The organism is Streptomyces sp. 15-116A (genome assembly GCF_025290915.1).
Lineage (GTDB): Bacteria > Actinomycetota > Actinomycetes > Streptomycetales > Streptomycetaceae > Streptomyces.
This window is the reverse complement of sequence record NZ_JAOCQE010000047.1, coordinates 1-22,651: the sequence shown is the minus strand read 5'-3', so window position 1 is coordinate 22,651 and position 22,651 is coordinate 1. Positions and strand designations below refer to the sequence as shown.

Below are 22,651 nucleotides of genomic sequence, written 5' to 3'. Positions count from 1 at the left end.
CGTCACCCCTGTGATGCCCGGCTGGCGGTCACCCAACCGGATCAGTGGCAGCACGATATCCCCGGGTGCCACCGTTGGGGAGAGTTCGCGGCACTCAGTGCCACGCAGTGACGAAGGCCACCGTCGTCCCATCGGTTTCGTGCATACGGCAGGATGACGGCGTGACCGATCGAGACGCCGCGCCCGCCGTGCCCTTCGATCTCGCCGCGATGCGCAAGCACTACCGCAGCGAGGGGCTCTCCGAGAGCGACCTGGCCGCCACTCCCGTCGAGCAGTTCGCGCGCTGGTTCAAGCAGGCCGCGACGGAGGGCGGGCTGTTCGAGCCGAACGCGATGATCGTGTCGACGGCGGACGCACAGGGCCGGCCGAGTTCCCGCACGGTCCTGCTGAAGCACTTCGACGAGCAGGGCTTCGTCTTCTACACGAACTACGGCTCCCGCAAGGGCCGCGACCTGACGGAGAACCCGCACGTCTCCCTGCTCTTCCCCTGGCACGGGGTGGCCCGGCAGGTGATCGTCACGGGCGTCGCACGCCGTACGGGCCGCGACGAGACGGCGGCCTACTTCCGCACCCGCCCGCACGGCTCCCAGCTGGGCGCGTGGGCGAGCGCCCAGTCGTCGGTGGTCCCCTCCCGCACGGACCTCGACACGGCCTACGCCGACCTGGCCTCCCGCTACCCCGAGGGCGAACAGGTCCCGGTCCCCCCGCACTGGGGCGGCTTCCGCGTCACCCCGGAAACGGTCGAGTTCTGGCAGGGCCGCGAGAACCGCCTCCACGACCGCCTGCGCTACGTCTCCCAGCCGAACGGCACCTGGCGAGTGGAACGGCTGGCGCCCTGACCTAGGCCCTGTCGTCAAATCCCCGTCGTCCGCCCGAAGGGCGGGCCTGGCGGCGGCGTGGGGGCACCTCCCGCCCGAGCCGTGCGAAGCGCGGTTCGAGGGTGGGGGAGCGTGCTCTCGGCGTGCCGGGCGTCGACCGGCGTACTGGTTGTACGTGGTCGGCGCCCGGTGCGGCGAGTGGGGGCACCTCCCACGCCCTTAAGGCAGTGGGGGAGCGTGCATGGCGTCGCCAGGCAGACGGGGATGTGACGACGGGGCCTAGCGCAGCTGCCGCCAGAGGTGCCTTGCAGCGGGTGCCTCTACGGGGTGCCCAGCACCCCGTCCAGCAGGCGTGCCCACTGTTCCACCACCCGTTCCCGGCGGATCGTGTCGTCCGTGAGGAGGTTGGCGAGGCCGAGGCCGCGGGCCATGTCGAGGAGGCCCTGGACGGTTTCGCGGACGCCGGGGCGGGTTTCGTCGGCGCCGAGGAGGTCCACTGCGATGCGGTGGGTCTCGCGGCCGACGCGGGATTCGAGTTCGGTGACGCGGGGGCGGAGCTGCTCCTCGTTGGAGGCGGCGACCCACAGGTGCAGGGCCGCGCGGAAGAGGGGGCCCGTGTAGAGGTCGACCAGGGCGGAGACGACGGCGTGCCGGTCGGCTGCCGCGGCGCCCTCGGGGAACAGGGCGCGCAGGGCGGTGGAGCGTTCCTCGGCGACGTACTCGACGGCGGCGGTGAACAGGTCCTCGCGGGTCGGGAAGTGGTGCTGGGCGGCGCCGCGGGAGACGCCGGCGCGTTCGGCGACGACGGAGACCGTGGAGCCCGCCCAGCCATGTTCGGCGAGGCAGGCCACGGCGGCTTCCAGGAGCCGCTGCCGGGTGGCCCGGCTGCGGTCCTGCTTGGGGACTCGTTCCGCACGGTCGGCCGTGCTCACCCCGCCGTTCACACCACCCATTCCGGATCCCGTCGTTCGAGGAAGGCCGTCATCCCCTCGCGGGCCTGCGGGGCGGAGAACAGCCGAGCCGAGAGCGCGGTCAGGTCGGCCGCGTCCCGGTCGAAGGTCTCCAGCACCCTAGCCGTGAACAGCCGTTTCGTCTCGGCCAGGGCCTGCGGTGAGGCACGGCGCACACCGTCCAGGACGCCTTCGAGTACGGCGTCCACGTCGTCGCCCGCCGCCGTGACCAGGCCGATGCGGGCGGCCTCGGCGGCGTCGAAGCGCTCGCCGGTGAGGTAGTAGCGGGCGAGGGCGCGCGGGTCGGTGCGGGGCAGCAGCGGCAGGGAGATGACCGCGGGGGCCACGCCGATGCGGACCTCCGTGAAGGCGAAGCTGGACCGCGTCGACGCCGCCGCGATGTCGCAGGAGGCCAGCAGGCCCAGGCCGCCCGCGCGGACGTGCCCGGTGACCCGCGCGACGACGGGCTTGGGCAGCTCGACGATCTGCCGCAGCAGCCCCACCAGGGCGTCCGGGTCGGGCGGGTCGCGCAGGTCGGCGCCCGCGCTGAAGGTGTTGCCGGTGTGGGTGAGGAGCACCGCGCGGACGTCGGTGTCCTGGCCGGCCTCGGTGAGCGCGGCGGCGAGGTCGCCGACGAGGGCGGCGGACAGGGCGTTTCGGTTGTGCGGGGAGTCGAGGGTGAGGGTCTCGACTCCCCGCACGCGCGTGCGGGCGATCAGTGTCACGTACGCTCCCTGAGCTCACGGCGGAGGATCTTGCCGCTGGCCGCCCGGGGCACCGCGTCGAGGAAGGTGACGCGCCGGACGCGCTTGTAGGGGGCGACGCGTTCGGCGACGTACATCATGACCTCGCCCTCGGAGAGGCCGGGCGCGGACGGCTGGCGGACGACATAGGCGTGCGGGACCTCGTTGCCGTCGTCGTTGTAGGCCCCGATGACGGCGGCGTCGGCGATGCCGGGGTGGGTGAGCAGCAGCGCCTCCAGCTCGGCGGGGGCCACCTGGAAGCCCTTGTACTTGATGAGCTCCTTCACCCGGTCGACGACGAACAGCCAGCCTCCCTCGTCGACGTGCCCGACGTCCCCGGTGTGCAGCCAGCCTCCCTCGTCGATCATGGCGGCGGTGGCGTCGGGGCGGCCGAGGTAGCCCTTCATCACCTGCGGTCCGCGGATGAGGATCTCCCCGGACTCGCCCACGCCGAGGTCCTTGCCAGGGTCGTCGAGGGAGACGATGCGCATCTCGGTGCCGGCGATGAGCTTGCCGACGGTGCCGGGCGGCGCCTCGCGCATGGCGTCCAGGGGGACGACATGGGTGCCGGGCGACAGCTCGGTCATGCCGTACGCCTGCCCGACGGGCGGCAGCCCGAGCCGCTGCGAGCAGGCGGCGGCGAGGCTCGCGTCCAGGGGCGCGGCAGCGCTGATGATGTACTTCAGCGAGCTGAGGTCGTACTGCGCGACCAGCGGGTGCTTGGCCAGGGCCAGGACGATCGGCGGGGCCACGTACAGGCCGGTGATGCGGTGGTTCTGGATGGCGGCGAGGAACGTCTCCAGGTCGAAGCGGGGCAGCACGACGACGGTGGCACCGTGCCGCAACGGGGCGTTCATCAGCGCGGTCAGCCCGTAGATGTGGAAGAACGGCAGCACGGCGAGGATGCGGTCGCCGGGGCCCGCGCTGATCGCCGAGTGCAGCTGGGCGAGGTTGGTGGCGATCTGGCGGTGCGTGAGCATGACGCCCTTGGGCGTGCCGGTGGTGCCGGAGGAGTACGGCAGGGCGGCGACGTCCTCGGCCGGGTCGACGGCGACGTCGGGCTCGGGGGCCGTGCAGGCGAGCATGTCGATCAGCGAGCGGTGCCCGGGCGCGCTGTCGCAGACGAAGATCTCCTGGACCCCGCCCGCGAGTTCCGCCGCCCGGCGCGCGGTGTCCAGCAGCGGCGAGACGGTGACGATCCAGCGGGCCGCACAGTCCTTGAGCTGCTTGCCGAACTCCTCGGCCGTGGCGAGCGGGTGCACGGTGGTGACCGAGGCACCCGCGCGGGTGGCGGCGTAGAAGGCGGTGGGGAACGCGATGGTGTTCGGGCTGTGCAGGGCGAGCACGTCGCCCTTGCGCACCCCGGCCTCGGCGAGCCCGGCGGCGACCCGCCGGTGGAACCGGTCCACCTGCTCGTACGTGAGGGTCGTGCCGTCGGTGCCGTCGATCAGCGCGGGCGTGCTGCCGAATTCGGCGGCCCGCGCGAGCACCGCCTCGTGGATGGGAAGGTCGACCGGCTGAACGTCTGCGTACGCGCTGCGGAACATGGTTCCTCCAAGACGGCCTAGTACGACTTGGGCAGGCCCAGGGTCTGGTGGGAGACGTAGTTGAGAATCATCTCCCGGCTCACCGGGGCAATACGAGACACGCGCGCGGCGGTTATCAGCGAGGCGAGCCCGAACTCACGGGTGAGACCGTTCCCGCCGAGGGTGTGCACGGCCTGGTCGACGGCCCGTACGCAGGCCTCCCCCGCGGCGTACTTGGCCATGTTGGCGGCCTCGCCCGCGCCGATGTCGTCACCGGCGTCGTAGAGGTGGGCGGCCTTCTGCATCATCAGGCGGGCCAGTTCGAGCTCGATGTGCGCCTGGGCGAGCGGGTGGGCGATGGCCTGGTGGGCGCCGATGGGCGTCTTCCAGACGGTGCGCTCGCGGGCGTACGTGACCGCCTGCGCGAGGGCGTAACGGCCCATGCCGATCGCGAAGGCGGCGGTCATGATGCGTTCGGGGTTGAGCCCGGCGAAGAGCTGGAGGAGACCGGCGTCCTCGTCGCCGACGAGTGCGTCCGCGGGGAGGCGTACGTCGTCGAGGGTCAGCTCGAACTGCTTCTCGGCGGCGTTGAGTTCCATGTCGATGGGGCGCCGCTCGAAGCCGGGGGTGTCGCGCGGGACGATGAACAGGCAGGGCTTGAGACGTTCGGTGCGGGCGTCTTCCGTGCGGCCGACGATGAGGGTCGCGTCCGCGAAGTCGACGCCGGAGACGAAGACTTTGCGGCCGGTGAGGAGCCAGTCGGTGCCGTCCTTGCGTGCGGTCGTCGTGATGCGGTGGCTGTTGGAACCGGCGTCGGGTTCGGTGATGCCGAAGGCCATGATGCGGGAGCCGTCGGCCAGGGCCGGCAGCCATTCCTGCTTCTGGGTTTCCGTGCCGAAGCGGGCGATGACCGTGCCGCAGATCGCCGGGGAGACGATCAGCATGAGGAGGGGGGAGCCTGCGGCGCCCAGCTCTTCGAGGACGATGCTGAGTTCGGTGATGCCGCCGCCTCCGCCGCCGTGTTCCTCCGGGAGGTTGACGCCCAGGTAACCGAGCTTGGCGGCCTCTTGCCAGAGTTCGGTGGGGTGGCGGCCCTCGGCGACGGTGGTCGTCATGTAGTCGCGGCCGTAGCGCTTGCCGAAGGCGGAGACGGCTGCTCGGAGTGCCTTGTGTTCTTCGGGTTCGATGGGGGTGGTCACTCGATCCTCCGGGGTGCGGGTTATTGGTGGCTGGGCGCGCAGTTCCCCGCGCCCCTAAGGTTCTTGTACGACCGCCAGCACCATGCCTGGCTCTACCTGCTGTCCCGGCTTGGCGTGCAGGGTGGTCAGGGTTCCTGTGGCCGGGGCGGTGATCTTGTGCTGCATCTTCATCGCTTCGAGCCAGATCAGGGGGTCTCCGGCCTTTACGGACGCGCCCTCCGCCAGGCCCTCGGCGACTCGGACGACCACGCCCGGCATGGGTGCCAGCAGCGAACCCGGGGCGTGCTGGGCCGTGGGGTCGGGGAAGCGGGGCAGGGCCGTGAGGCGGGTGGTGTTGACGAAGATGTCGTCGCCGTATCGCGCCACCTCGAAGCGGCGTTGTACGCCGTCGGTCTCCAGGACGACCAGTGCGGCGTCGGCGTGGACGACCCGTACGCCCTCGGCCGCGAGGCCCTGCCGTGTGTGCCGGTAGTGGACCTCGTGTTCCTCGCCCGCCATCGCGTACCGCTTGATCTGCGGCTGGGACGGTACGTTGCGCCAGCCGCCGCCGAAGCGGGAGCGGCCGTGGGCGTCGGCGAGGGCGGCGGCCAGGGGGGCGTGGGGGTCAGGATCCGCGTGGGTCAGCTCGGACAAGTGGCGGTCGTAGAAGCCCGTGTTCATGCGACCGGTCGTGAACTCCTCGTGCCGCAGGGAGCGGACGAGGAGGTCCCGGTTGGTGACCGGGCCGTGGATCGTCGCGCGTTCCAGGGCGGAGGCCAGTTTGCGGATCGCCTCGGCGCGGGTCGGGGCGTGGGCGACGACCTTGGCGAGCATCGGGTCGTAATGGACGCCGATGTCGTCGCCGTCGGTGTAGCCGGTGTCCAGGCGTACGGCGTCGGGGACGGTGAGGCGGTGCAGGCGGCCGGTCTGCGGGGCCCACTCCTGCGCGGGGTCCTCGGCGTACAGGCGGGCCTCGACGGCGTGGCCACGCGCGGGTGGAGGGTCGGTGGGCAGGGCGTGGCCCTCGGCGACGCGGATCTGTTCGGCGACGAGGTCGAGGCCGAAGACGGCCTCGGTGACGGGGTGTTCGACCTGGAGGCGGGTGTTCATCTCCAGGAAGTGCGCGCGGTCGCCGGCGACGAGGAACTCGACGGTTCCGGCGCCGACGTAGCTGACCGCGCGGGCGGCGCGTACGGCGAGGGTGTGGAGTTCGTCGGTGAGCGGGGCGGTGAGGCCGGGGGCCGGGGCCTCCTCGACGACCTTCTGGTGGCGGCGCTGGAGGGAGCAGTCGCGGGTGCCGAGGGCCCAGACGGTGCCGTGGGTGTCGGCGAGGATCTGCACCTCGACGTGGCGTCCGCCCTCGACGTAGGGCTCGACGAACACCTCGCCGTCGCCGAAGGCGCTCGCGGCCTCCGCGCGGGCGGCGGCCAGTTCGGCGTCGAGGTCGGCGAGGTGCCGTACGACGCGCATGCCGCGCCCGCCGCCGCCCGCCGCCGCCTTCACCAGCACCGGCAGGTCGGCCTCGGTGACCTCGCGCAGCGGCTCGATGCCCATGAGCTGTTTGGCGCGGGTCTTGGACGCCATCGCCTCGATGGCCTCGGGCGGCGGGCCGATCCACACCAGGCCCGCGTCCCGCACGGCGCGTGCGAAGTCGGCGTTCTCGGAGAGGAAGCCGTAGCCGGGGTGCACGGCGTCGGCGCCGGCGGCGAGGGCGGCCTTCACGATCAGGTCGCCACGCAGGTACGTGTCGGCGGGCGCCGACCCCGGCAGGCGTACGGCCGCGTCGGCCACGCGCGCGTGGAGGGCGTTCGCGTCGGCGTCCGAGTGCACGGCGACCGTCCGGATGCCCAGCTCGCGGCAGGTGCGGACGATACGGCAGGCGATCTCGCCCCGGTTGGCGATCAGCAGGGAAGTGATCATCGGTCCCTCACATCCGGAAGACGCCGAAGCCACCGCGCGCGCCCTCAAAGGGCGCGGTGTGGAGGGCGGACAGGCACAGGCCGAGGACGGTGCGGGTGTCGCGCGGGTCGATGACGCCATCGTCGTACAGCCGCCCGGACAGGAACATCGGCAGCGACTCGGACTCGATCTGCTGCTCCACCATGGCGCGCAGCGCCGCGTCCGCCTCGTCGTCGTACGGGCGTCCCTTCGCGGCGGCCGACTGGCGGGCGACGATGGACAGCACCCCGGCGAGCTGCTGCGGGCCCATGACGGCGGACTTGGCGCTGGGCCAGGCGAAGAGGAAGCGCGGGTCGTAGGCGCGACCGCACATGCCGTAGTGACCGGCGCCGTACGAGGCCCCCATGAGCACGGAAAGATGGGGGACCCGGCTATTGCTGACCGCGTTGATCATCATGGCGCCGTGCTTGATGATGCCGCCCTGCTCGTACTCCTTGCCGACCATGTAGCCGGTGGTGTTGTGCAGGAACAGCAGCGGGATGTCGCGCTGGTTGGCGAGCTGGATGAACTGGGCGGCCTTCTGGGACTCCTCGGAGAACAGGACCCCTTGGGCGTTGGCGAGGATGCCGACCGGATAGCCGTGCAGGGTCGCCCAGCCGGTGGTGAGGCTGGTGCCGTAGAGCGGCTTGAACTCGTCGAAGTCGGAGGCGTCGACGACACGGGCGATGACCTCGCGCGGATCGAAGGGGATCTTGAGGTCGCCGGGCACGATGCCGAGCAGTTCGTCCGGGTCGTACTTGGGGGGCTCGGCGGGTCCCGGATCCGGGTACGCCTTGCGGTGGTTGAGGCGGGCGACGACCCGGCGGGCCTGGCGCAGGGCGTCGGGCTCGTCGAGGGCGAAGTAGTCGGCGAGGCCCGACACGCGCGCGTGCATCTCGGCGCCGCCCAGGGACTCGTCGTCGCTCTCCTCGCCGGTGGCCATCTTCACCAGCGGCGGGCCGCCGAGGAACACCTTCGCCCGCTCCTTGACCATGATCACGTGGTCCGACATGCCGGGGATGTACGCGCCGCCGGCCGTGGAGTTGCCGAAGACGACGGCGATGGTGGGGATACCGGCGGCGGAGAGCCGGGTGATGTCCCGGAAGATCGCGCCTCCGGGAATGAAGATCTCCTTCTGGGAGGGCAGGTCGGCGCCGCCGGACTCGACGAGGCTGATGCAGGGCAGCCGGTTGGCGAGGGCGATGTCGTTGGCGCGCAGGGCCTTCTTCAGGCTCCAGGGGTTGCTGGCGCCGCCGCGCACGGTGGGGTCGTTGGCGGTGATCAGGCACTCCACGCCCTCGACGACACCGATGCCGGTGACGAGGGAGGCGCCGACGGTGTAGTCGCTGCCCCACGCGGCGAGCGGGGACAGCTCCAGGAAGGGCGTGTCGGGGTCGAGCAGCAGCTCGATGCGCTCGCGGGCGAGGAGCTTGCCGCGCTTGCGATGCCGCTCGATGTACTTCTCGCCGCCGCCCGCGAGGGCTTTGGCGTGCTCGGCGTCGAGCGCGGCGAGCTTGTCGAGCATGGCCTCGCGGTGGGCGCGGTAGTCGGCGCTCGTCGTGTCCAGGTTGGTGTCGAGGACCGTCACAGCAGGACCTCCGGGATGTCCAGGTGGCGGGAGCGCAGCCATTCGCCGAGCGCCTTGGCCTGGGGATCGAAACGGTGCTGGGCGGCGACGCCCGCGCCGAGGATGCCCTCGACGACGAAGTTCAGGGCGCGCAGGTGGGGCAGGATGTGGCGGGTGACGGGGAGGCCGGCGGCCTCGGGGATCAGCTGCCGGAACCGCTCGACGGTGAGATGGTGGGCGAGCCACCGCCAGGCGGGGTCGCTGACGGCCCAGACGCCGACATTGGCGTTCCCGCCCTTGTCGCCGCTGCGGGCGCCGGCGATTCGACCGAGGGGTTCTCTGGTCGTCGGTCCGGCGGGGAGGGGCTCGGGGAGGGGGGGTTCGGGTACGTCGGTGAGGTCGAGGGTCTCGTAGGGCGGGGGCACGGGGATACGGGTGCCGTCGTGGAGGACGGCCACATGGTCGACGGCGCCATGGGGGACGTACACATCCTCGAAGACCCCATAGGGGGAGCCCTTCCCGGGGGGCGCCAGCACATGGAACCCGGGGTAGCTGGCGAGGGCGAGCTCGATCGCGGCGCCGGTGAGCGGCCGGCCGACCGCCTCCGGCTGCGGATCCCGTACGACGAGCCGCAGCAGCGCGCTCGCGGTCTCCTCGGTGTCGGCGTCGGCCCGGTCGGTGCGGACGAGGTCCCAGCGCACCTCGGCGGGCGGCGACTTGGCGAGCGCGTCGTCCATCTGCGCCCGCACGAGCGCGGCCTTGGCCTCGATGTCGAGCCCGGTGAGGACGAAGGTCACCTCGTTGCGGAACCCGCCGAGCCGGTTGAGCCCGACCTTGAGGGTGGGCGGCGGAGGCTCCCCCTGTACTCCCTCGATCCGCACCCGGTCGGGCGCCTCCTGGCGGAGCCGTACGGTGTCGAGGCGGGCGGTGACATCGGGCCCGGCGTACCGGGCGCCGCCGGTCTCGTAGAGCAACTGGGCGGTGACGGTGCCGACGTCGACGAAGCCGCCGGTGCCGGGGTGTTTGGTGATGACGCTGCTGCCGTCGGCGTGGATCTCCGCGAGGGGGAAGCCGGGGTGACGGACGTCGCGCCCCTTGAAGAAGGCGTAGTTGCCGCCGGTGGCGTGAGTCCCGCACTCCAGCACATGTCCGGCGACCACAGCACCCGCGAGCCGGTCGTGGTCGGTGGGGGCCCAGCCGAAGTGGGCGGCGGCGGGCCCGGTGACGAGGGCCGCGTCGGTGACCCGCCCGGTGACCACGAGGTCGGCGCCCTCGCGCAGACAGGCGGCGATGCCGAGGCCGCCGAGGTAGGCGTGGGCGGCGAGGGTGCCGGGGTGGGCGGCGGTGAGGTCGTCGCCCTCGACGTGCGCGACCCGGAGGGGGATGCCGAGCCGCTCGGCGAGCTGCCGTACGGCGTCGGCGAGCCGGGCCGGGTTGAGCCCGCCGGCGTTGGTGACGATCCTGACGCCCCGCTCGTGGGCGAGCCCGAGGCAGTCCTCGAGCTGCCGCAGGAAGGTGCGGGCGTATCCGGCGCCGGGGTCCTTGAGCCGGTCGCGGGCGAGGATGAGCATGGTCAGCTCGGCGAGGTAGTCGCCGGTGAGAACGTCGAGTTCGCCGCCGGTGAGCATCTCGCGCAGGGCGTCGAAGCGGTCGCCGTAGAAGCCGGAGAAGTTGCCGATGCGCAGGGGCGCGGGCGCTGTCACGGGGTGGCCCCCTTCTTGGGCGCGCGCCCGCCGCCGGGTGGCCCGGCGAAGGCCTGGGCGATGTCGAGCCAGCGGTCGGCGTCGGGGCCGTGGGCGGTGAGGGCGAGGTCGGCGCGGTGGGCGCGCTGGGTGACGAGGAGGCAGAAGTCGAGGGCGGGTCCGGTGACGGTCTGCGGCGCGTCCTCGGGTCCGTAGGCCCACAGGCCCTCACCGCCGGGCGGGACGAGTTCGACACGGAAGGGCTCGGTGGGCGGGGTGAGCCCGTGCGTGACGTAGGCGAAGTCCCGCGTCCGGACCCCGAGGAAGGCCACATGCCGCAGCCGCTCCGTAGGTGGCCGCATCACACCGATCGCGTCGGCGATGTCGAGTCCGTGGGCCCAGGTCTCCATGAGACGGGCGGTGGCCATGGAGGCGGCGGACATAGGGGGCCCGTACCAGGGGAAGCGGGCGCCGGGCGGCGCGGACCGCAGGGCGTCGGCGAGGGCGGCGCGCCCCTCACGCCACCGCCCGAGCAACTCGGCGGGCGCCAGCCGGGCCCCTTCCTCGGCGCCCTCGTCCACGAAGGAGTCCGGGGCGGCGAGGGCGCCCTCGACGAGCTTGCGGAAACCGTCGGCGTCGGTGACGGCGAGCAGCGCGGATCGGTCGGTCCAGGCGAGATGCGCGATCTGATGGGCGACGGTCCAGCCGGGCGCGGGAGTGTCCCGCCTCCAGCCGTCCTCCTCCAACTCGGCTACCAGCCGGTCGAGTTCATCGCTCTCGGCACACAGGTCGTCGATGACGGGCGTCGGGTCGGCCATGTGGGGGAGCATGGCAGGACCCCACAAAACAATCAAGCACGCTTGCTGGATTTATTTACAGCAACTTCGATACCTGTGCGTACCGCCACAACTACCCTCTGTGTTCGAGGTGATCGCTATGCACATCCGCGAACTGGACCCCGACGCTTCACCCCTGACCTACTTCGGCGCGGAACTCCGCAGGAAGCGCGAGGCGGCGGGGATGCGACTGGCGGACCTGGGCTCCGTGATCTTCTGCACGGGATCACTGATCGGCCAGATCGAGACGGCGAGGAAGGTCCCGACGAGGGATTTCGCCGAACGCGTGGACGCCGCGCTGGGCACGGACGGGTTCTTCTCGAGGTTGGTGGGGTTGGTTCTGCGGAGCCAGTTGCCGAACTGGTTCCAGCCGTATGCGGAGATGGAGGCGCGGGCGGCGTACATCTCCACGTATCAGTGCCAGTTGGTGTACGGGCTCCTCCAGACGGAGGCTTACGCGCGGGCAGTCCTCGGCACGCGGGACGAGGAGGACATCGACGCGAGGGTCGCCGCCCGGATGGAGCGCCAGCGGGTACTGGAGCGTGAACAACCGCCGGTGACCTGGGTGGTATTGAGCGAGGCCGTACTGCGCCAGCAGGTGGGAGGCCGCGAGGTCATGCGGGAGCAACTGGCACACCTGCTGGACCTGCGGAAGCGCAGGTGGCTGGACGTACAGGTGCTGCCGTTCGAGGCTGGCGCGCACACGGGGCTGATGGGCTCGTTCAATCTCCTGCGCTTCGACAACGACCCGGACATCGCCTACACCGAGGACTTCATCCAGGGCCACATGACGGCCGATCCAGCGGCCATCAAGGAGGGCGCTGCCCGTTACGATCATCTGCAAGCCGCAGCCCTCTCGTTGGAGGACTCGGCCGCGCTGATCGCCCACGTGATGGAGGAGCGTTATGGAAGCGAGCCTGAACCCGACGGGCACGACGTGGCGTAAGTCCTCGTACAGCGGCGACACGGGCGGTGATTGCGTCGAGGTCGCCGATCTCGCCCCCCACATCGCCGTCCGCGACTCCAAGCACCCCGCCGCCGGAGTCTTCACCGTGTCCCCCGCCGCCTTCTCGGCGTTCGTCGCGGCTGCCGCTGAACAGCGACTCCGCTGAGCGTCAGGGCATCGGGTCAGGCGTGACCTGCCAGATGGTGACGAGCTCCGAGCGGGGCGTCACCATGTAGACGAAGCAGCCTCCGGCGACGAACGCGTGCTTCGCCCCTTCGTCGGCGCCCTGGTACGCAGGGCCGTGTCCGCCGGGGCGCCCGTCTCCTCGTCAGGCACGTACTCCCAGCGCCAGGTCACTCCGGGCGCACCGTCTTGGCGGCGTCCCGGTACAGGGCGCTCGCCGTGGCCAGGTGGGTGCGCGCCTCGTCGGCCGTGGTCGCCACCCGGGCGAGGTACTCGGCCCGGTGATAGGCCTTGGCCATGGCCGGGTGGCGTTCGATCTCGATCAGCGCGGCCCAGTGACTCAGATAGGCGTGGATCGGTTTGAGCGAACCATGCTGCACCGCCTCCGCGAGCGCTTGGTCCTTCGCTTGGTCGTAGGCGACCAGGAGATCGGGGGCTACGACCGCGCAGGCGGCGCGCAGGGCGCCGGGTGTGCGCTCGGGGCGAGGGATGAGTGGCCGGTCGCCGGCGGTCTCGGCGTGCTGCACGCTCATGCTGCCGCTCCCTTCATGCACCGGCGGAAAGGCCGGACCCGCCAGGGCCTGTCTGCTACAGGGCTTGAGGAGTGACTCTAGTGCCGCACCGCGCCTCGACACGCCGCCTGTGGAAGAGGTGAGGGCAGTCCCCGGTGCCCCGTCTGCACACCCGGTCCGCACCCAGGAAACGCCGGCTGAGGACTGACGGCCCCGGGCCTGCTCATGCGCCGTCCCTTGCGGCCTTGCGCTTGCCCCGCCGCCCCACCTGGGTCCGTACCGCCCCCATGCTCGCCGCGATGACCAGGGCGATGGCCGCGGCCTCCGTGGGGCTGAGGGTCTGGTTCAGGAGGAGGAAGCCCGCCGTCGCGGCGATGGCCGGTTCCAGGCTCATCATGATGGCGAAGGTGGAGGCGGGCAGGCGGCGCAGGGCGAGGAGTTCGAGGGTGTAGGGGAGGACGGAGGAGAGCAGGGCGACCGCCGCGCCCAGGGCGAGGGTCGTCGGGTCGAGGAGCTTGGTGCCCGCCTCGGCGATGCCCAGCGGCAGGAACAGCACCGCCGCCACGACCATGGCGAGGGCGAGCCCGTCGGCCTGCGGGAAGCGGCGGCCCGTACGGGCGCTGAAGACGATATACGCGGCCCACATGGCGCCGGCGCCCAGGGCAAAGAGGACACCTATGGGGTCGAGGCTGCTGAAGCCTCCCCCGCCGAGCAGGAACACGCCCACGAGTGCGAGCGCGGCCCAGACCAGGTTGATCGCACGCCGGGAGGCGACGACGGAGAGGATGAGCGGGCCGAGGACTTCCAGGGTGACCGCGGGGCCGAGCGGGATGCGGTCGACGGACTGGTAGAAGAGCCCGTTCATCCCGGCCATGGTGATGCCGAAGACGACCACCGTGCCCCAGTCGGTGCGGGAGTGCCCGCGCAGCCGGGGCCGGCAGATCACCATCAGCACGACGGCCGCCACCAGCAGCCGCAGCGTGACCACCCCGAGCGCACCGGCCCGGGGCATCAGCATCACGGCGAGCGCCCCGCCGAACTGCACGGAGATCCCCCCGGCGAGCACCAGGCCGACCGGCCCGAGAGAGCCGAACCGGCGCGGCGCGCCGCCCGGCGCGGGATCGGGATGCGGGCCCGCCGCGTCAACGGCTGCCGACGTCGCGGGAGTGGCTGCGCTGGGCGTGGTCACGGGCGGGGCCTTCCAGGGTCAGATACGGAGAAGCGGGGACTCACCTCAACGATCGTGCATCACGATGCACCGTGCAGTCCACCATAATGGACTACGTCATGACCGTGAAGCCTCTACATACCTGACCATGCGACCGCCACCCCGCCCCGGTCAAACCGGTCCGCGATACGGACGAGAGGCCCGCCCGCCCCTGCCCCCGGACCTGCCCGAACCTGCGCCGTCCTCCCCCGGACTCAGCCGGCCCGCCAGACCGTCATGTCCGCGGTGATGAAGGCGATGTCCGGCATCGCCGTCGACTTCACCTCGATCACCATGAGCGCGAGGTCCCCGTCACGGCGTTTGATGCAGATCTCGCTGCCGGCGGCCGCCGCGGCGAGCGGCAGACGGCCGCCGTCCCCGCTGCTGCTCCCGAGCAGGGAACGGCACGTCTCGTATGTGGCGCCCGGATCCCCGGGCACCAGCAGCATGTCGCTGGTGTCGCTCTCCAGTGCGCACTGGCCATCCGCGCAGTCGAGGCGGATGTCCGCCTTCCGGCCCTTCGACCGGTTCGGATCGTCCAGGCTGACCGGCTGCTTCGCGTCCAGCCACACCAGCGCGTACGGGACGCCCGTAGGCCTCCCGGACCGGGACCGACCGTCCGCCGTGCCCGACCCGGCCTCCGCGCCGGTCTCCCCGCCGGCCTCCGTCCCGGCCGACGAGGTGGCCCCAGAGCCGGATGCCCCGTCGGCATCGGATGCCTTGCCGGAGGCCGATCCGCCGGTCTGCCCCGACCCCGCCGCTGTCGCCCCGGGCGTGACGGACGCGGCCGCCTCCCGGTCGCGCTCCCGGTCCTGAAGCCGGTCCATCGCGTTCATCACCGACCACGTCAGGCCCGTGAGCAGCACGCCGCCCGCCACCACGGCAGAACTGGTGATAAGGCCGATCCGCCGCCGGCGGGCCCGCCGCTCCTCCGGTCCGAGCGGCCGGGCCCCGGGGTGCAGCACACGCGTGTGCGGGGCTCCGGGGTGCAGCACCTGCGTGTACGGGGCCCCGGGGTGCAGCACACGCGTGTACGGGGCCCCGGGGTGCAGCACATGTGTGTGCGGGACCGTGGGGGCGGCGGGCCACGGTGTGGGCGGCGGCGGAACCGTCACCTCCGGCCCGGTGATCTCCCGCCAGACGGCCGGGCCCCCGCTCACCTCGGCGTCCGGGCCCAGCTGCCGCCTGCACCACGCGATCACCTCCGCCGGGGTGATCCGCTCCCCCGGCTCGGCGGCCAGGCACCGGCCGATCAGCTCGCGGAGCGGTTCGGGCAGCAGGGTCAGGTCGGGTTCCGAGTGCACGATCCGGTACAGGACGCTGGCCGAGGGACCGTCCCCGTACAGCGGGCGGCCCAGCGCCGCGAACGCCGCCGTCTGGCCGAGCGCGAACACGTCGGTCGCCGCCGTGACGTCCCCGGCGGTCGCCTGCTCGGGGGCCATGAACTGGGGCGTGCCGATGGCGGCGCCCGTGGCGGTGTGCGCGGTGCCGTCGGCGGCGAGCGCGATACCGAAGTCGATGACCCGGGGGCCGTCCGCGGCCAGCAGGACGTTGGACGGCTTGAGGTCCCGGTGCACGATCCCCGCACCGTGAATGGCCTGCAGCGCCTCGGCGACCCCCGCCATCAGCCACAGCACCGCCGGCACCGGCAGCGGCCCGCCGCGTTCGACGGCCTGCGCCAGGGACGGGCCCGGTACGTACAGCGTGGCCAGCCAGGGCGGTACGCCCTCCGCGTCGGCATCGATCAGCTCGGCGGTGTACGCGCCCCTCACCCGGCGGGCGGCCTTGATCTCCCGGCTGAAGCGCCGCCGGAAGCCCGGGTCGTCGGCCAGCTCAGGCCGGACCACCTTGATCGCCACCGGCCGGCCGCCGTGGGTGTGCGACAGGTAGACCCGGCCCATACCGCCCGCGCCGAGGCGGGCGGCGAGCCGGTAACCGGCCACGAAGGGCGGGTCGTCCGCCCGCAGCGGCTCGAAGGTGTCGGTCGTGTGGGTCATCGGCCCCTCCCCTTGATCCGATGAAATGACCAGCCCGAAGCCTATGTGTGCCGGTGACCGGTCAGCGCGCCCGGGGACGGGACCGCCCCCGGGCGGCACACCCAGCGGCGTTCGCGTACCGCCGCCGGGGTACGGTCCGCAGGGCCGAGCCCCACCGGTCCGTCACCCCCGCACCCTCCGGAGGCCCCGTGAGACGACTCGTCACCCGCGTCTGGCGCCTGCTGCGCCCGGTGCAGAGCCGCATCATGTGGCTGCTGCACGCCAAGTTCGTGGTCGGCGTGACCGGGGTCGTGCGCGACGACGAGGGACGGGTCCTGCTGCTCAAGCACCGGATGTGGCCGCCGGGCCGCCAGTGGGGCCTGCCGAGCGGGTTCGCGCGCAAGGGCGAGGACTTCCGCCGGACGCTGGTGCGCGAGGTCAAGGAGGAGACGGGCCTCGACGTCGAGGTCGGCCGCCTCATCATGCTGAACAGCGGCTTCCGCACCCGCCTGGAGGTCGCCTACGAGGCCCGCCTGCTCGGCGGCGAGCTGCGCCTCGACCCCTTCGAGATCCTGGAAGCCCGCTGGTGCACCCCGGACGACCTCCCGCACGACATCCAGCCGGTGTGCCATCCGCTGATCCGGGGCGAGACCGTCCCGTGAGCCCAGCCGAACCCGACTGAGTCCAGCCGAGTCCGGGTTCCGCGGCGCCGGGCCATGGCTACACGGGATCGCCCCACTCGGCATGGCCGGCCGCGTAGTGCGCCGTGTCGATGTCGGGATTGCGCAGGGCCGCCCAGAAGGCGTCGCCCGGAGGCGACGGCGGGAGGGGCGGGGCGCCCAGGTCGGCGAGGAGGTCGTCGCGCCAGGTGAGGCTCAGGTGATGGCGTGCGGTCGCGATGTCCGCGACCGCGTGGTGCGGCAGCCCGCACGCGGCGACGACCATGGTCTGCGCCGCCCATCTCCGGTGGTTGTCCCGCCGTTCGCCCGCCTGCGCGATCACCGACCGCAGGCGCAGACCGAGGGCGTTGTCCTGGCGCAGCTCCACCGTCTCCCCCCGTTGGGCGGCGTCCAGGGCGGCGGTCACCTCGGGGTAGCGGGCGAGGCCGGTCTCGACGGCCAGTCTGCGCATCTGCCGCCACGCCGCGACGGCGATCCGCTCACGCGGCAGGGTGGCGACCAGGGTGGCCAGCTCCTCCAGGCCGAACAGACAGCCCGGGCGCAGCGGTTGCGGCGGGCACGCCGGCAGATCCAGCGGCGGCAGCCCCGCGACGTCCGCGTCCCCGGGAAGGGGATCGTCGGCGCTGCCCCAGCCGGGGTGCGCGGGGTACGCCGTCTCCCAGATCAGGCGGCCGTTGAACGTCACGGCACACTCCCCCGCCGCCGGGGCGTCCCCGGACGTACTGCGCTCCAGCCGGTCTGCCACGTCCGCGAGGTACTCGCCCAGCGAGTCCGCCCGCCCGAACGTGGTGCCACCCTCGTCGAAGAACCGCCCGATCGCCCCGTACGAGTCACCGGCGCGGCAGTCGATCGCCAGACCGTCGGCCGTCGACTCGTAGTCACCGAACTTGAGGTACGCGGGGTGCCAGTAGGAGGCGGCGGCCTCCTGGTCCTCCTCGTCCCATTCCTCGTACGCGTCGTAGTCCCCGTAGTCGTCGTACACATCGGCGGCCACGTGCCGCAGGAACTCCGTCGCCTCCACGATCCCCTGCACGCCGAGCAGCCGGTCGTGCGTCGGGAACCGGAACGCACCCCACCCCTGTGCTCCGTTGTGCCGGCGCAGGGACGCGACCAGTTCGGGGTGGAAGCGGAGCCGCAGCTTCTCCTCCGCTGCCCGTATCTCGTCGTCGGTCGCCGGCGAGGCGAGCGCGGCGAAGGTGCGCGGCGCATGCGTCCGCAGCCATCCGTCGATACGGTCCCAGGAGTCCTCGACCAGGTCGGTTGTCATACGGCCGACATTAGACCCCGGCACCGACAGCGCGATCACCCTTCGGCGACCGCATCCAGCGCCTCCGCCAGCACCTCCGCCAGATGCCGCCCCCGCACACCCGCCAGCTGCTCCAGCTGGGTCCGGCACGAGTAGCCGTCCGCCAGGACCTCCGCACCCGGCGGCGCCTCCCGTACCGAGGGCAGGAGCTGGTCCTCGGCGCAGGCCGCCGACACCTCGTAATGGCCCTTCTCGAAACCGAAGTTGCCCGCGAGACCGCAGCAGCCGCCGCTCAGCTCGCCGGTGAGGCCGGCAGCCGCGCGCAGGCGGCGGTCGGCGGCGTCACCGAGGACCGCGTGCTGGTGGCAGTGGGTCTGACCGGTGATGGGGCGATCCAGGGACGGCGGGGTCCACTGCGGGGCGTACTGCTCCAACGCCTCCGCGAAGGTGCGGACGCGGGACGCGAGTTGGGCGGCTCGCGGGTCCTCGTGCAGCAGTTCCGGCGCGTCCGTGCGCAGCGCCGCCGCGCAGCTCGGTTCCAGGACGACCACCGGCGCGTCCGTCGCGAGCACTGGTTCCAGCAGGTCCAGCGTGCGGCGCAACACCTCCCGCGCACGGTCGAGTTGACCCGTCGAGATGTACGTCAGACCGCAGCAGACCTGGCCCCGCCGTGCCGCCAGCAGCCGTACCGCCGAGCGCGAGCGCGCGTCCCCGACCGGCCGCCCCCGCGACCGCAGCGTCGGCGGCAGCACCACCCGCAGCCCCGCCGCCTCGAGCACCCGTACGGCCGCCCGGCCCACGGAGGGTGAGAGGTGCTCGGTGAAGGTGTCCGGCCACAACACCACCAGGGGGCCGTCTCCTCCAGCCGCCCCACGCCCCCGCCACCACCGCGTGAACGTCTCCCCCGCCACCCGCGGAATCTCCCGCTCCCCGGCGATCCCGCCCAGCCGTTTCGCCACCCGGGCCAGCGGCCCCACCCCCGCCAGCCGGTTGACCACCGCCCCCGTCCTCGTACGCCCCACCAGGCCCAGCCACACCGGCAGCCACCCCAGCGCGTAGTGGGCGGCGGGCCGACGGCGGCCGGCGTAGTGGTGGTGCAGGAACTCCGCCTTGTACGTGGCCATGTCGACCTCGACGGGGCAGTCCGAGCGGCAGCCCTTGCAGGACAGGCACAGGTCCAGCGCGTCGCGCACCTCCGTGGAGCGCCAGCCGTCGGTGATCAGCTCACCGGCGAGCATCTCGTGCAGCAGACGCGCGCGCCCGCGCGTGGAGTGCTCCTCCTCGCCCGTCGCGCGGAAGGACGGGCACATCACCGCCGGGCCCGCCACCGACTCCGTACGGCACTTGGCGACGCCCACGCAGCGGCGTACGGCGGCCGTGAAGTCGCCGCCGTCGGCCGGGTAGCCGAAGGCCACGTCGACCGGCCCGCGCGGGAGGGGGGCGAAGCGCAGGTTGGCGTCCAGGGGCGCGGGGCGGACCAGCATGCCCGGGTTGAGCAGGTCGTCGGGGTCCCAGAGGCCCTTCGCCCGCTCGAAGAGGGCCACCATCTCCTCGCCGTACATGCGCGGCAGCAGCTCCGCCCGCGCCTGCCCGTCCCCGTGCTCCCCGGACAGCGAGCCGCCGTGCGCGACGACCAGCTCGGCGAGATCCTCGGAGAAGCGCCGGAAGCGGGCGATGCCCGGCCCGGTGAGCAGGTCGAAGTCGATCCGGACGTGGATGCACCCGTCGCCGAAGTGCCCGTACGGCGTGCCGCGCAGGCCGTGGGAGGCCAGCAGCCCGCGGAAGTCCCGCAGATACGCGCCGAGCCGGGCGGGCGGTACCGCGCAGTCCTCCCAGCCGGGCCACGCCTCCGTGCCGTCCGGCATCCGGGTGGCCGTGCCGCTCGCGTCCTCCCGGATCCGCCACAGCACGCGCTGCCGCGCCGGGTCGGTGACCACCAGGGAGTCCACGACGTCCGCGGCCCGCACGATCGTCTCCGCACGCGCGCGTGCCTCCTGCGCCGTGTCCCCGCCCGTCTCCACGAACAACCAGGCCCCGCCCCGCGGCAGATCGGCCGTCGACGGCACCAGGTCGGCCGCCATCCCCTCCACCGTCAGCGGCCCGTACTGCAACAGCCCCGCCGCCGCCTCAGCCGCCCCGCTCTCGTCCGTGTACGCCAGCACGGCCAGCGCACGCGCGCGTGGCGCCCGTACGAGCGTGACGACCGCCTCCGTCAGGACACCCAGGGTGCCCTCGGAGCCGCAGAGGGACCGGGCGACATCGGCGCCGTTCTCGGGCAGCAGCGCGTCCAGCGCGTATCCGGAGATACGACGAGGCAGCGCGGGGAATCCGGTGCGCAGCCGGGCGAGTTCGCCCTCCACCAGCGCGCGCAGCCCCTCCGGGGCGCCGGCCCACTCCCGCCCCGCCCGCAGCCGCTCCCCGCGCGCGGTGACCACCGACAGCTCCCGGACACTGTCCGCCGTCGTGCCCCAGGCGACCGAGTGCGAGCCGCAGGAGTTGTTGCCGATCATGCCGCCGAGCGTGCAGCGGGAGTGGGTGGAGGGATCGGGGCCGAAGCGCAGGCCGTGCGGGGCGGCGGCCTCCTGGAGCCGGTCGAGGACGAGGCCCGGCTGCACGACGGCGGTACGGGTCTCCGGGTCGAGGGAGAGCAGCCGGTTCATGTGCCGGGTGAAGTCCAGGACCACGCCGGTGCCGGTCGCCTGCCCCGCGATCGACGTGCCCCCGCCGCGCGGGACCACCGGCACGCCGTACGACCGGCAGACCGCGAGCGCCGCCGCCACGTCCTCGGCGTCCCGGGGGGCGACGACGCCCAGCGGCACCCGGCGGTAGTTGGAGGCGTCCATGGTGGTCAGCGCCCGCGCGGTGGTGCCGAAGTCCACGGTGCCGCGCACGGCGGCGCTCAGCTCGGCCCGCAGCTCGGCGCTCAGCCCGGCCCGCAGCTCCCGGTGATCGGTCGTCCCCGTGATGCGCCTGATGCCCGTCATGCCCTCAGGATGCCTCGGCCGGGCGGGGCCCGGCGGGGAGGCGAGGCCACCGCGCCGGGGCGAGGCCACCGCGCGGAGGGATCACATCACGAGATCCGGTCCCGAACCTTCCCAAGTCGAACACGAACTCTCATATAGTGACCGCGAGTTGCACACCATTGCGCGCCCGCGGACCCGACCGAGCACCCGACCGAGGACCCTGACTGATGACCTCCCCCCTGCTCCCCGGCGACCGCCCCACCCCCGGCAGCCTGCTGCCCGTCCCGCTGCTCACGCTGGTGCTCGGCGCGGCGGGGGCCGTCGCCGCGGTGTTCCTCGGGCCGGCCGAGGCGCGCGGTGCCGTGGGGATCACCGGGATGGTCGCCGCGCTGCTGCTCTGCGCGGCCGCCGCCGTGGCCACCCACGCCACCCTGTCGGCCCGCGCCGCCCGCAACCGCCTGGAGGCGGTCACCGAGGACGTCGGCAGGCTGCTCCAGGAACGCGCCCGGCTCGCGGAGGAGTCCCGCCGCCAGCACGAGCGCCTGACGGGCGAACTCACCCGCGAACGCGCCCGCCTCTCCGCCGACCTGGACCAGGAACGAGCGCGTCTGACCCAGGCGCTGTCGGCGGAACGCGACCGCCTGACCGAACAACACACGTCAGCCATGGCCGAGTTGACGCAGACGCACGCCGAGGAGCAGGCCCGCCTGACCGCTGACGCCGACCGCCTCCGCAAGGAGAACGACCGCCTGACGACCCGCCTGCGCGAGGCCACCGCCGCCCGCGCCGCCGCCCTGTCCGCGACCGCCAACGCGGCCGGCCGGATGCAGGCGCTGGCCACCGGCATGCTCGCCGATCTGCGGGCGATGGAGGAGAAGCACCACGACGAGGAGGTCCTCGCCGACCTCCTCCACCTCGACCACCGCACCGCCCAGGCCGGCCGGCTCGCCGACTCCGTCGCCGTCCTCACCGGCGCGCGCTCGGGCCGCCGCTGGGCCCGCCCCATCGGCATGGAGTCCATCCTGCGCGGCGCGATGGGCCGCATCAGCGGCTACCAGCGGGTCCGCGTCCACTCCGCCAGCGACACCGCCGTCGCCGGGCACGCCGCCGAGGGCGTGATGCACGCGCTCGCCGAACTCCTCGACAACGCGGCGAAGTTCTCACCGCCGACCGCCGAAGTCCACGTCTACGTCGAGGAGGTCCCGGCCGGCGTCATCGTCTCCGTCGAGGACAGCGGCCTCGTCATGGGCGAGGCCCAGCTTCGCCGCGCCGAGCGCGCGGTCGCCGGCGAGTCCACGGAGCTCGGTGGCCTCACGGGCACGCGCCTCGGCCTCGCCGTGGTCGGCAAACTGGCCCTCCGCTACGGCCTGAAGATCTCCTACCGCCCCTCGGCACGCGGCGGCACGGGCGTCCTCATGCTCATCCCCCAGGACATCCTGGTCCCGGCGGACGCCCCGGCGGCGACGCCTGCCGCGCCCGTCGGAAGCGGTACGGCCACTGCGGCGGCGCTCGGCACGAGCGCGACGGGCTCACCCGTGTCCGCCGGTGACGCGACGACGACGGGCGGCAGCGAGACCGCCGAGTCGGACCCCGGCGACAGGACGCCGACAGCCACGCCCGCTGCGGACGCGGAACCGGACGCGGAGGCCGAGAGCTCGTCCACGACGACGACCCCGACCTCGCCCACCCCGGGCCCCCGC

At 73.0% G+C, this 22,651-nt stretch carries 18 protein-coding genes; 5 read left to right on the top strand and 13 right to left on the bottom strand.

Annotated elements, in window-relative coordinates; genetic code table 11:
• The first annotated feature begins 161 nt into the window (after positions 1-161).
• Positions 162-839: a pyridoxamine 5'-phosphate oxidase gene (pdxH, locus tag N4P33_RS11470; RefSeq protein WP_260826259.1), complete on the top strand. Its 678-nt coding sequence runs from the start codon at positions 162-164 to the stop codon at positions 837-839.
• 299 nt (positions 840-1,138) lie between these two features.
• Here the strand turns inward: pdxH and N4P33_RS11465 are convergent, their stop codons facing one another.
• The 8 genes from N4P33_RS11465 to N4P33_RS11430 are packed head-to-tail and all read right to left on the bottom strand — an operon-like array spanning position 1,139 to position 11,220.
• Positions 1,139-1,771, bottom strand: a complete 633-nt coding sequence (locus N4P33_RS11465; RefSeq protein ID WP_260826258.1) for a TetR/AcrR family transcriptional regulator — start codon at positions 1,769-1,771, stop codon at positions 1,139-1,141.
• Positions 1,759-2,493 carry an enoyl-CoA hydratase family protein gene (locus tag N4P33_RS11460; protein ID WP_260826257.1) on the bottom strand — a complete coding sequence of 245 codons (735 nt, stop codon included), beginning with the start codon at positions 2,491-2,493 and terminating at the stop codon, positions 1,759-1,761. The genes N4P33_RS11465 and N4P33_RS11460 overlap by 13 nt, the downstream gene beginning before the upstream one ends.
• A complete protein-coding gene (locus N4P33_RS11455; RefSeq protein ID WP_260826256.1) occupies positions 2,490-4,058 on the bottom strand; it encodes a 4-coumarate--CoA ligase family protein in 1,569 nt (522 codons plus the stop codon). The genes N4P33_RS11460 and N4P33_RS11455 overlap by 4 nt, the downstream gene beginning before the upstream one ends.
• Before the next feature lie 17 nt (positions 4,059-4,075).
• Positions 4,076-5,236: an acyl-CoA dehydrogenase family protein gene (locus N4P33_RS11450; protein ID WP_260826255.1), complete on the bottom strand. Its 1,161-nt coding sequence runs from the start codon at positions 5,234-5,236 to the stop codon at positions 4,076-4,078.
• 54 nt (positions 5,237-5,290) lie between these two features.
• A complete protein-coding gene (locus N4P33_RS11445; RefSeq protein ID WP_260826254.1) occupies positions 5,291-7,135 on the bottom strand; it encodes a biotin carboxylase N-terminal domain-containing protein in 1,845 nt (614 codons plus the stop codon).
• A gap of 7 nt (positions 7,136-7,142) precedes the next feature.
• Positions 7,143-8,741 carry an acyl-CoA carboxylase subunit beta gene (locus N4P33_RS11440; protein WP_260826253.1) on the bottom strand — a complete coding sequence of 533 codons (1,599 nt, stop codon included), beginning with the start codon at positions 8,739-8,741 and terminating at the stop codon, positions 7,143-7,145.
• Entirely contained in the window at positions 8,738-10,423 is a 1,686-nt protein-coding gene (locus tag N4P33_RS11435) for an acyclic terpene utilization AtuA family protein (protein WP_260826252.1), read from the bottom strand. Before N4P33_RS11435 ends, N4P33_RS11440 begins: the two co-directional genes overlap by 4 nt.
• Complete coding sequence (locus N4P33_RS11430; protein WP_260826251.1) at positions 10,420-11,220, bottom strand: TIGR03084 family metal-binding protein; 801 nt, start codon at positions 11,218-11,220, stop codon at positions 10,420-10,422. Before N4P33_RS11430 ends, N4P33_RS11435 begins: the two co-directional genes overlap by 4 nt.
• Before the next feature lie 118 nt (positions 11,221-11,338).
• Between N4P33_RS11430 and N4P33_RS11425 the strand changes: the two genes are divergently transcribed.
• On the top strand, positions 11,339-12,184 hold the full coding sequence (locus tag N4P33_RS11425) for a helix-turn-helix transcriptional regulator (protein ID WP_260826250.1): 846 nt from the start codon (positions 11,339-11,341) through the stop codon (positions 12,182-12,184).
• The gene (locus N4P33_RS11420; protein WP_260826249.1) at positions 12,144-12,350 is read left to right on the top strand and encodes a DUF397 domain-containing protein; all 207 of its coding nucleotides are present in this window, start codon (positions 12,144-12,146) and stop codon (positions 12,348-12,350) included. Before N4P33_RS11425 ends, N4P33_RS11420 begins: the two co-directional genes overlap by 41 nt.
• 187 nt (positions 12,351-12,537) lie before the next feature.
• Here the strand turns inward: N4P33_RS11420 and N4P33_RS11415 are convergent, their stop codons facing one another.
• The 3 genes from N4P33_RS11415 to N4P33_RS11405 all read right to left on the bottom strand — a co-directional run bounded on the left by N4P33_RS11415 (position 12,538) and on the right by N4P33_RS11405 (position 16,083).
• The gene (locus tag N4P33_RS11415) at positions 12,538-12,900 is read right to left on the bottom strand and encodes a DUF6247 family protein (protein ID WP_260826248.1); all 363 of its coding nucleotides are present in this window, start codon (positions 12,898-12,900) and stop codon (positions 12,538-12,540) included.
• 202 nt (positions 12,901-13,102) lie between these two features.
• On the bottom strand, positions 13,103-14,068 hold the full coding sequence (locus N4P33_RS11410; protein WP_260826247.1) for a DMT family transporter: 966 nt from the start codon (positions 14,066-14,068) through the stop codon (positions 13,103-13,105).
• Positions 14,069-14,301: 233 nt separating this feature from the next.
• Positions 14,302-16,083: a protein kinase domain-containing protein gene (locus N4P33_RS11405; protein WP_260826246.1), complete on the bottom strand. Its 1,782-nt coding sequence runs from the start codon at positions 16,081-16,083 to the stop codon at positions 14,302-14,304.
• Positions 16,084-16,271: 188 nt separating this feature from the next.
• Between N4P33_RS11405 and N4P33_RS11400 the strand changes: the two genes are divergently transcribed.
• Positions 16,272-16,724, top strand: coding sequence for an NUDIX hydrolase (locus N4P33_RS11400; RefSeq protein WP_260826245.1), 453 nt, complete (start codon positions 16,272-16,274; stop codon positions 16,722-16,724).
• A gap of 58 nt (positions 16,725-16,782) precedes the next feature.
• On the opposite strand, the gene N4P33_RS11395 is transcribed toward N4P33_RS11400, so the two are convergent.
• Together N4P33_RS11395 and N4P33_RS11390 are read right to left on the bottom strand one after the other, a co-directional pair.
• Positions 16,783-18,009 (bottom strand): SMI1/KNR4 family protein, encoded by a 1,227-nt coding sequence (locus N4P33_RS11395; RefSeq protein WP_260826244.1) that lies wholly within the window; start codon positions 18,007-18,009, stop codon positions 16,783-16,785.
• Between the two features lie 35 nt (positions 18,010-18,044).
• Positions 18,045-20,972, bottom strand: a complete 2,928-nt coding sequence (locus N4P33_RS11390; protein ID WP_260826243.1) for an FAD-binding and (Fe-S)-binding domain-containing protein — start codon at positions 20,970-20,972, stop codon at positions 18,045-18,047.
• A 206-nt stretch (positions 20,973-21,178) separates the two neighbouring features.
• Between N4P33_RS11390 and N4P33_RS11385 the strand changes: the two genes are divergently transcribed.
• The coding region (locus N4P33_RS11385; protein WP_260826242.1) for a sensor histidine kinase KdpD at positions 21,179-22,651 on the top strand (1,473 nt) is incomplete at its 3' end.

Coding starts and splice junctions, on each gene's coding strand:
- N4P33_RS11465 (WP_260826258.1), bottom strand. CDS start 1,771: ATGGGTGGTGTGAACGGCGGGGTGAGCACGGCCGACCGTGCGGAACGA.
- N4P33_RS11455 (WP_260826256.1), bottom strand. CDS start 4,058: ATGTTCCGCAGCGCGTACGCAGACGTTCAGCCGGTCGACCTTCCCATC.
- N4P33_RS11445 (WP_260826254.1), bottom strand. CDS start 7,135: ATGATCACTTCCCTGCTGATCGCCAACCGGGGCGAGATCGCCTGCCGT.
- N4P33_RS11430 (WP_260826251.1), bottom strand. CDS start 11,220: ATGGCCGACCCGACGCCCGTCATCGACGACCTGTGTGCCGAGAGCGAT.
- N4P33_RS11425 (WP_260826250.1), top strand. CDS start 11,339: ATGCACATCCGCGAACTGGACCCCGACGCTTCACCCCTGACCTACTTC.
- N4P33_RS11420 (WP_260826249.1), top strand. CDS start 12,144: ATGGAAGCGAGCCTGAACCCGACGGGCACGACGTGGCGTAAGTCCTCG.
- N4P33_RS11415 (WP_260826248.1), bottom strand. CDS start 12,900: ATGAGCGTGCAGCACGCCGAGACCGCCGGCGACCGGCCACTCATCCCT.
- N4P33_RS11405 (WP_260826246.1), bottom strand. CDS start 16,083: ATGACCCACACGACCGACACCTTCGAGCCGCTGCGGGCGGACGACCCG.
- N4P33_RS11395 (WP_260826244.1), bottom strand. CDS start 18,009: ATGACAACCGACCTGGTCGAGGACTCCTGGGACCGTATCGACGGATGG.
- N4P33_RS11390 (WP_260826243.1), bottom strand. CDS start 20,972: ATGACGGGCATCAGGCGCATCACGGGGACGACCGATCACCGGGAGCTG.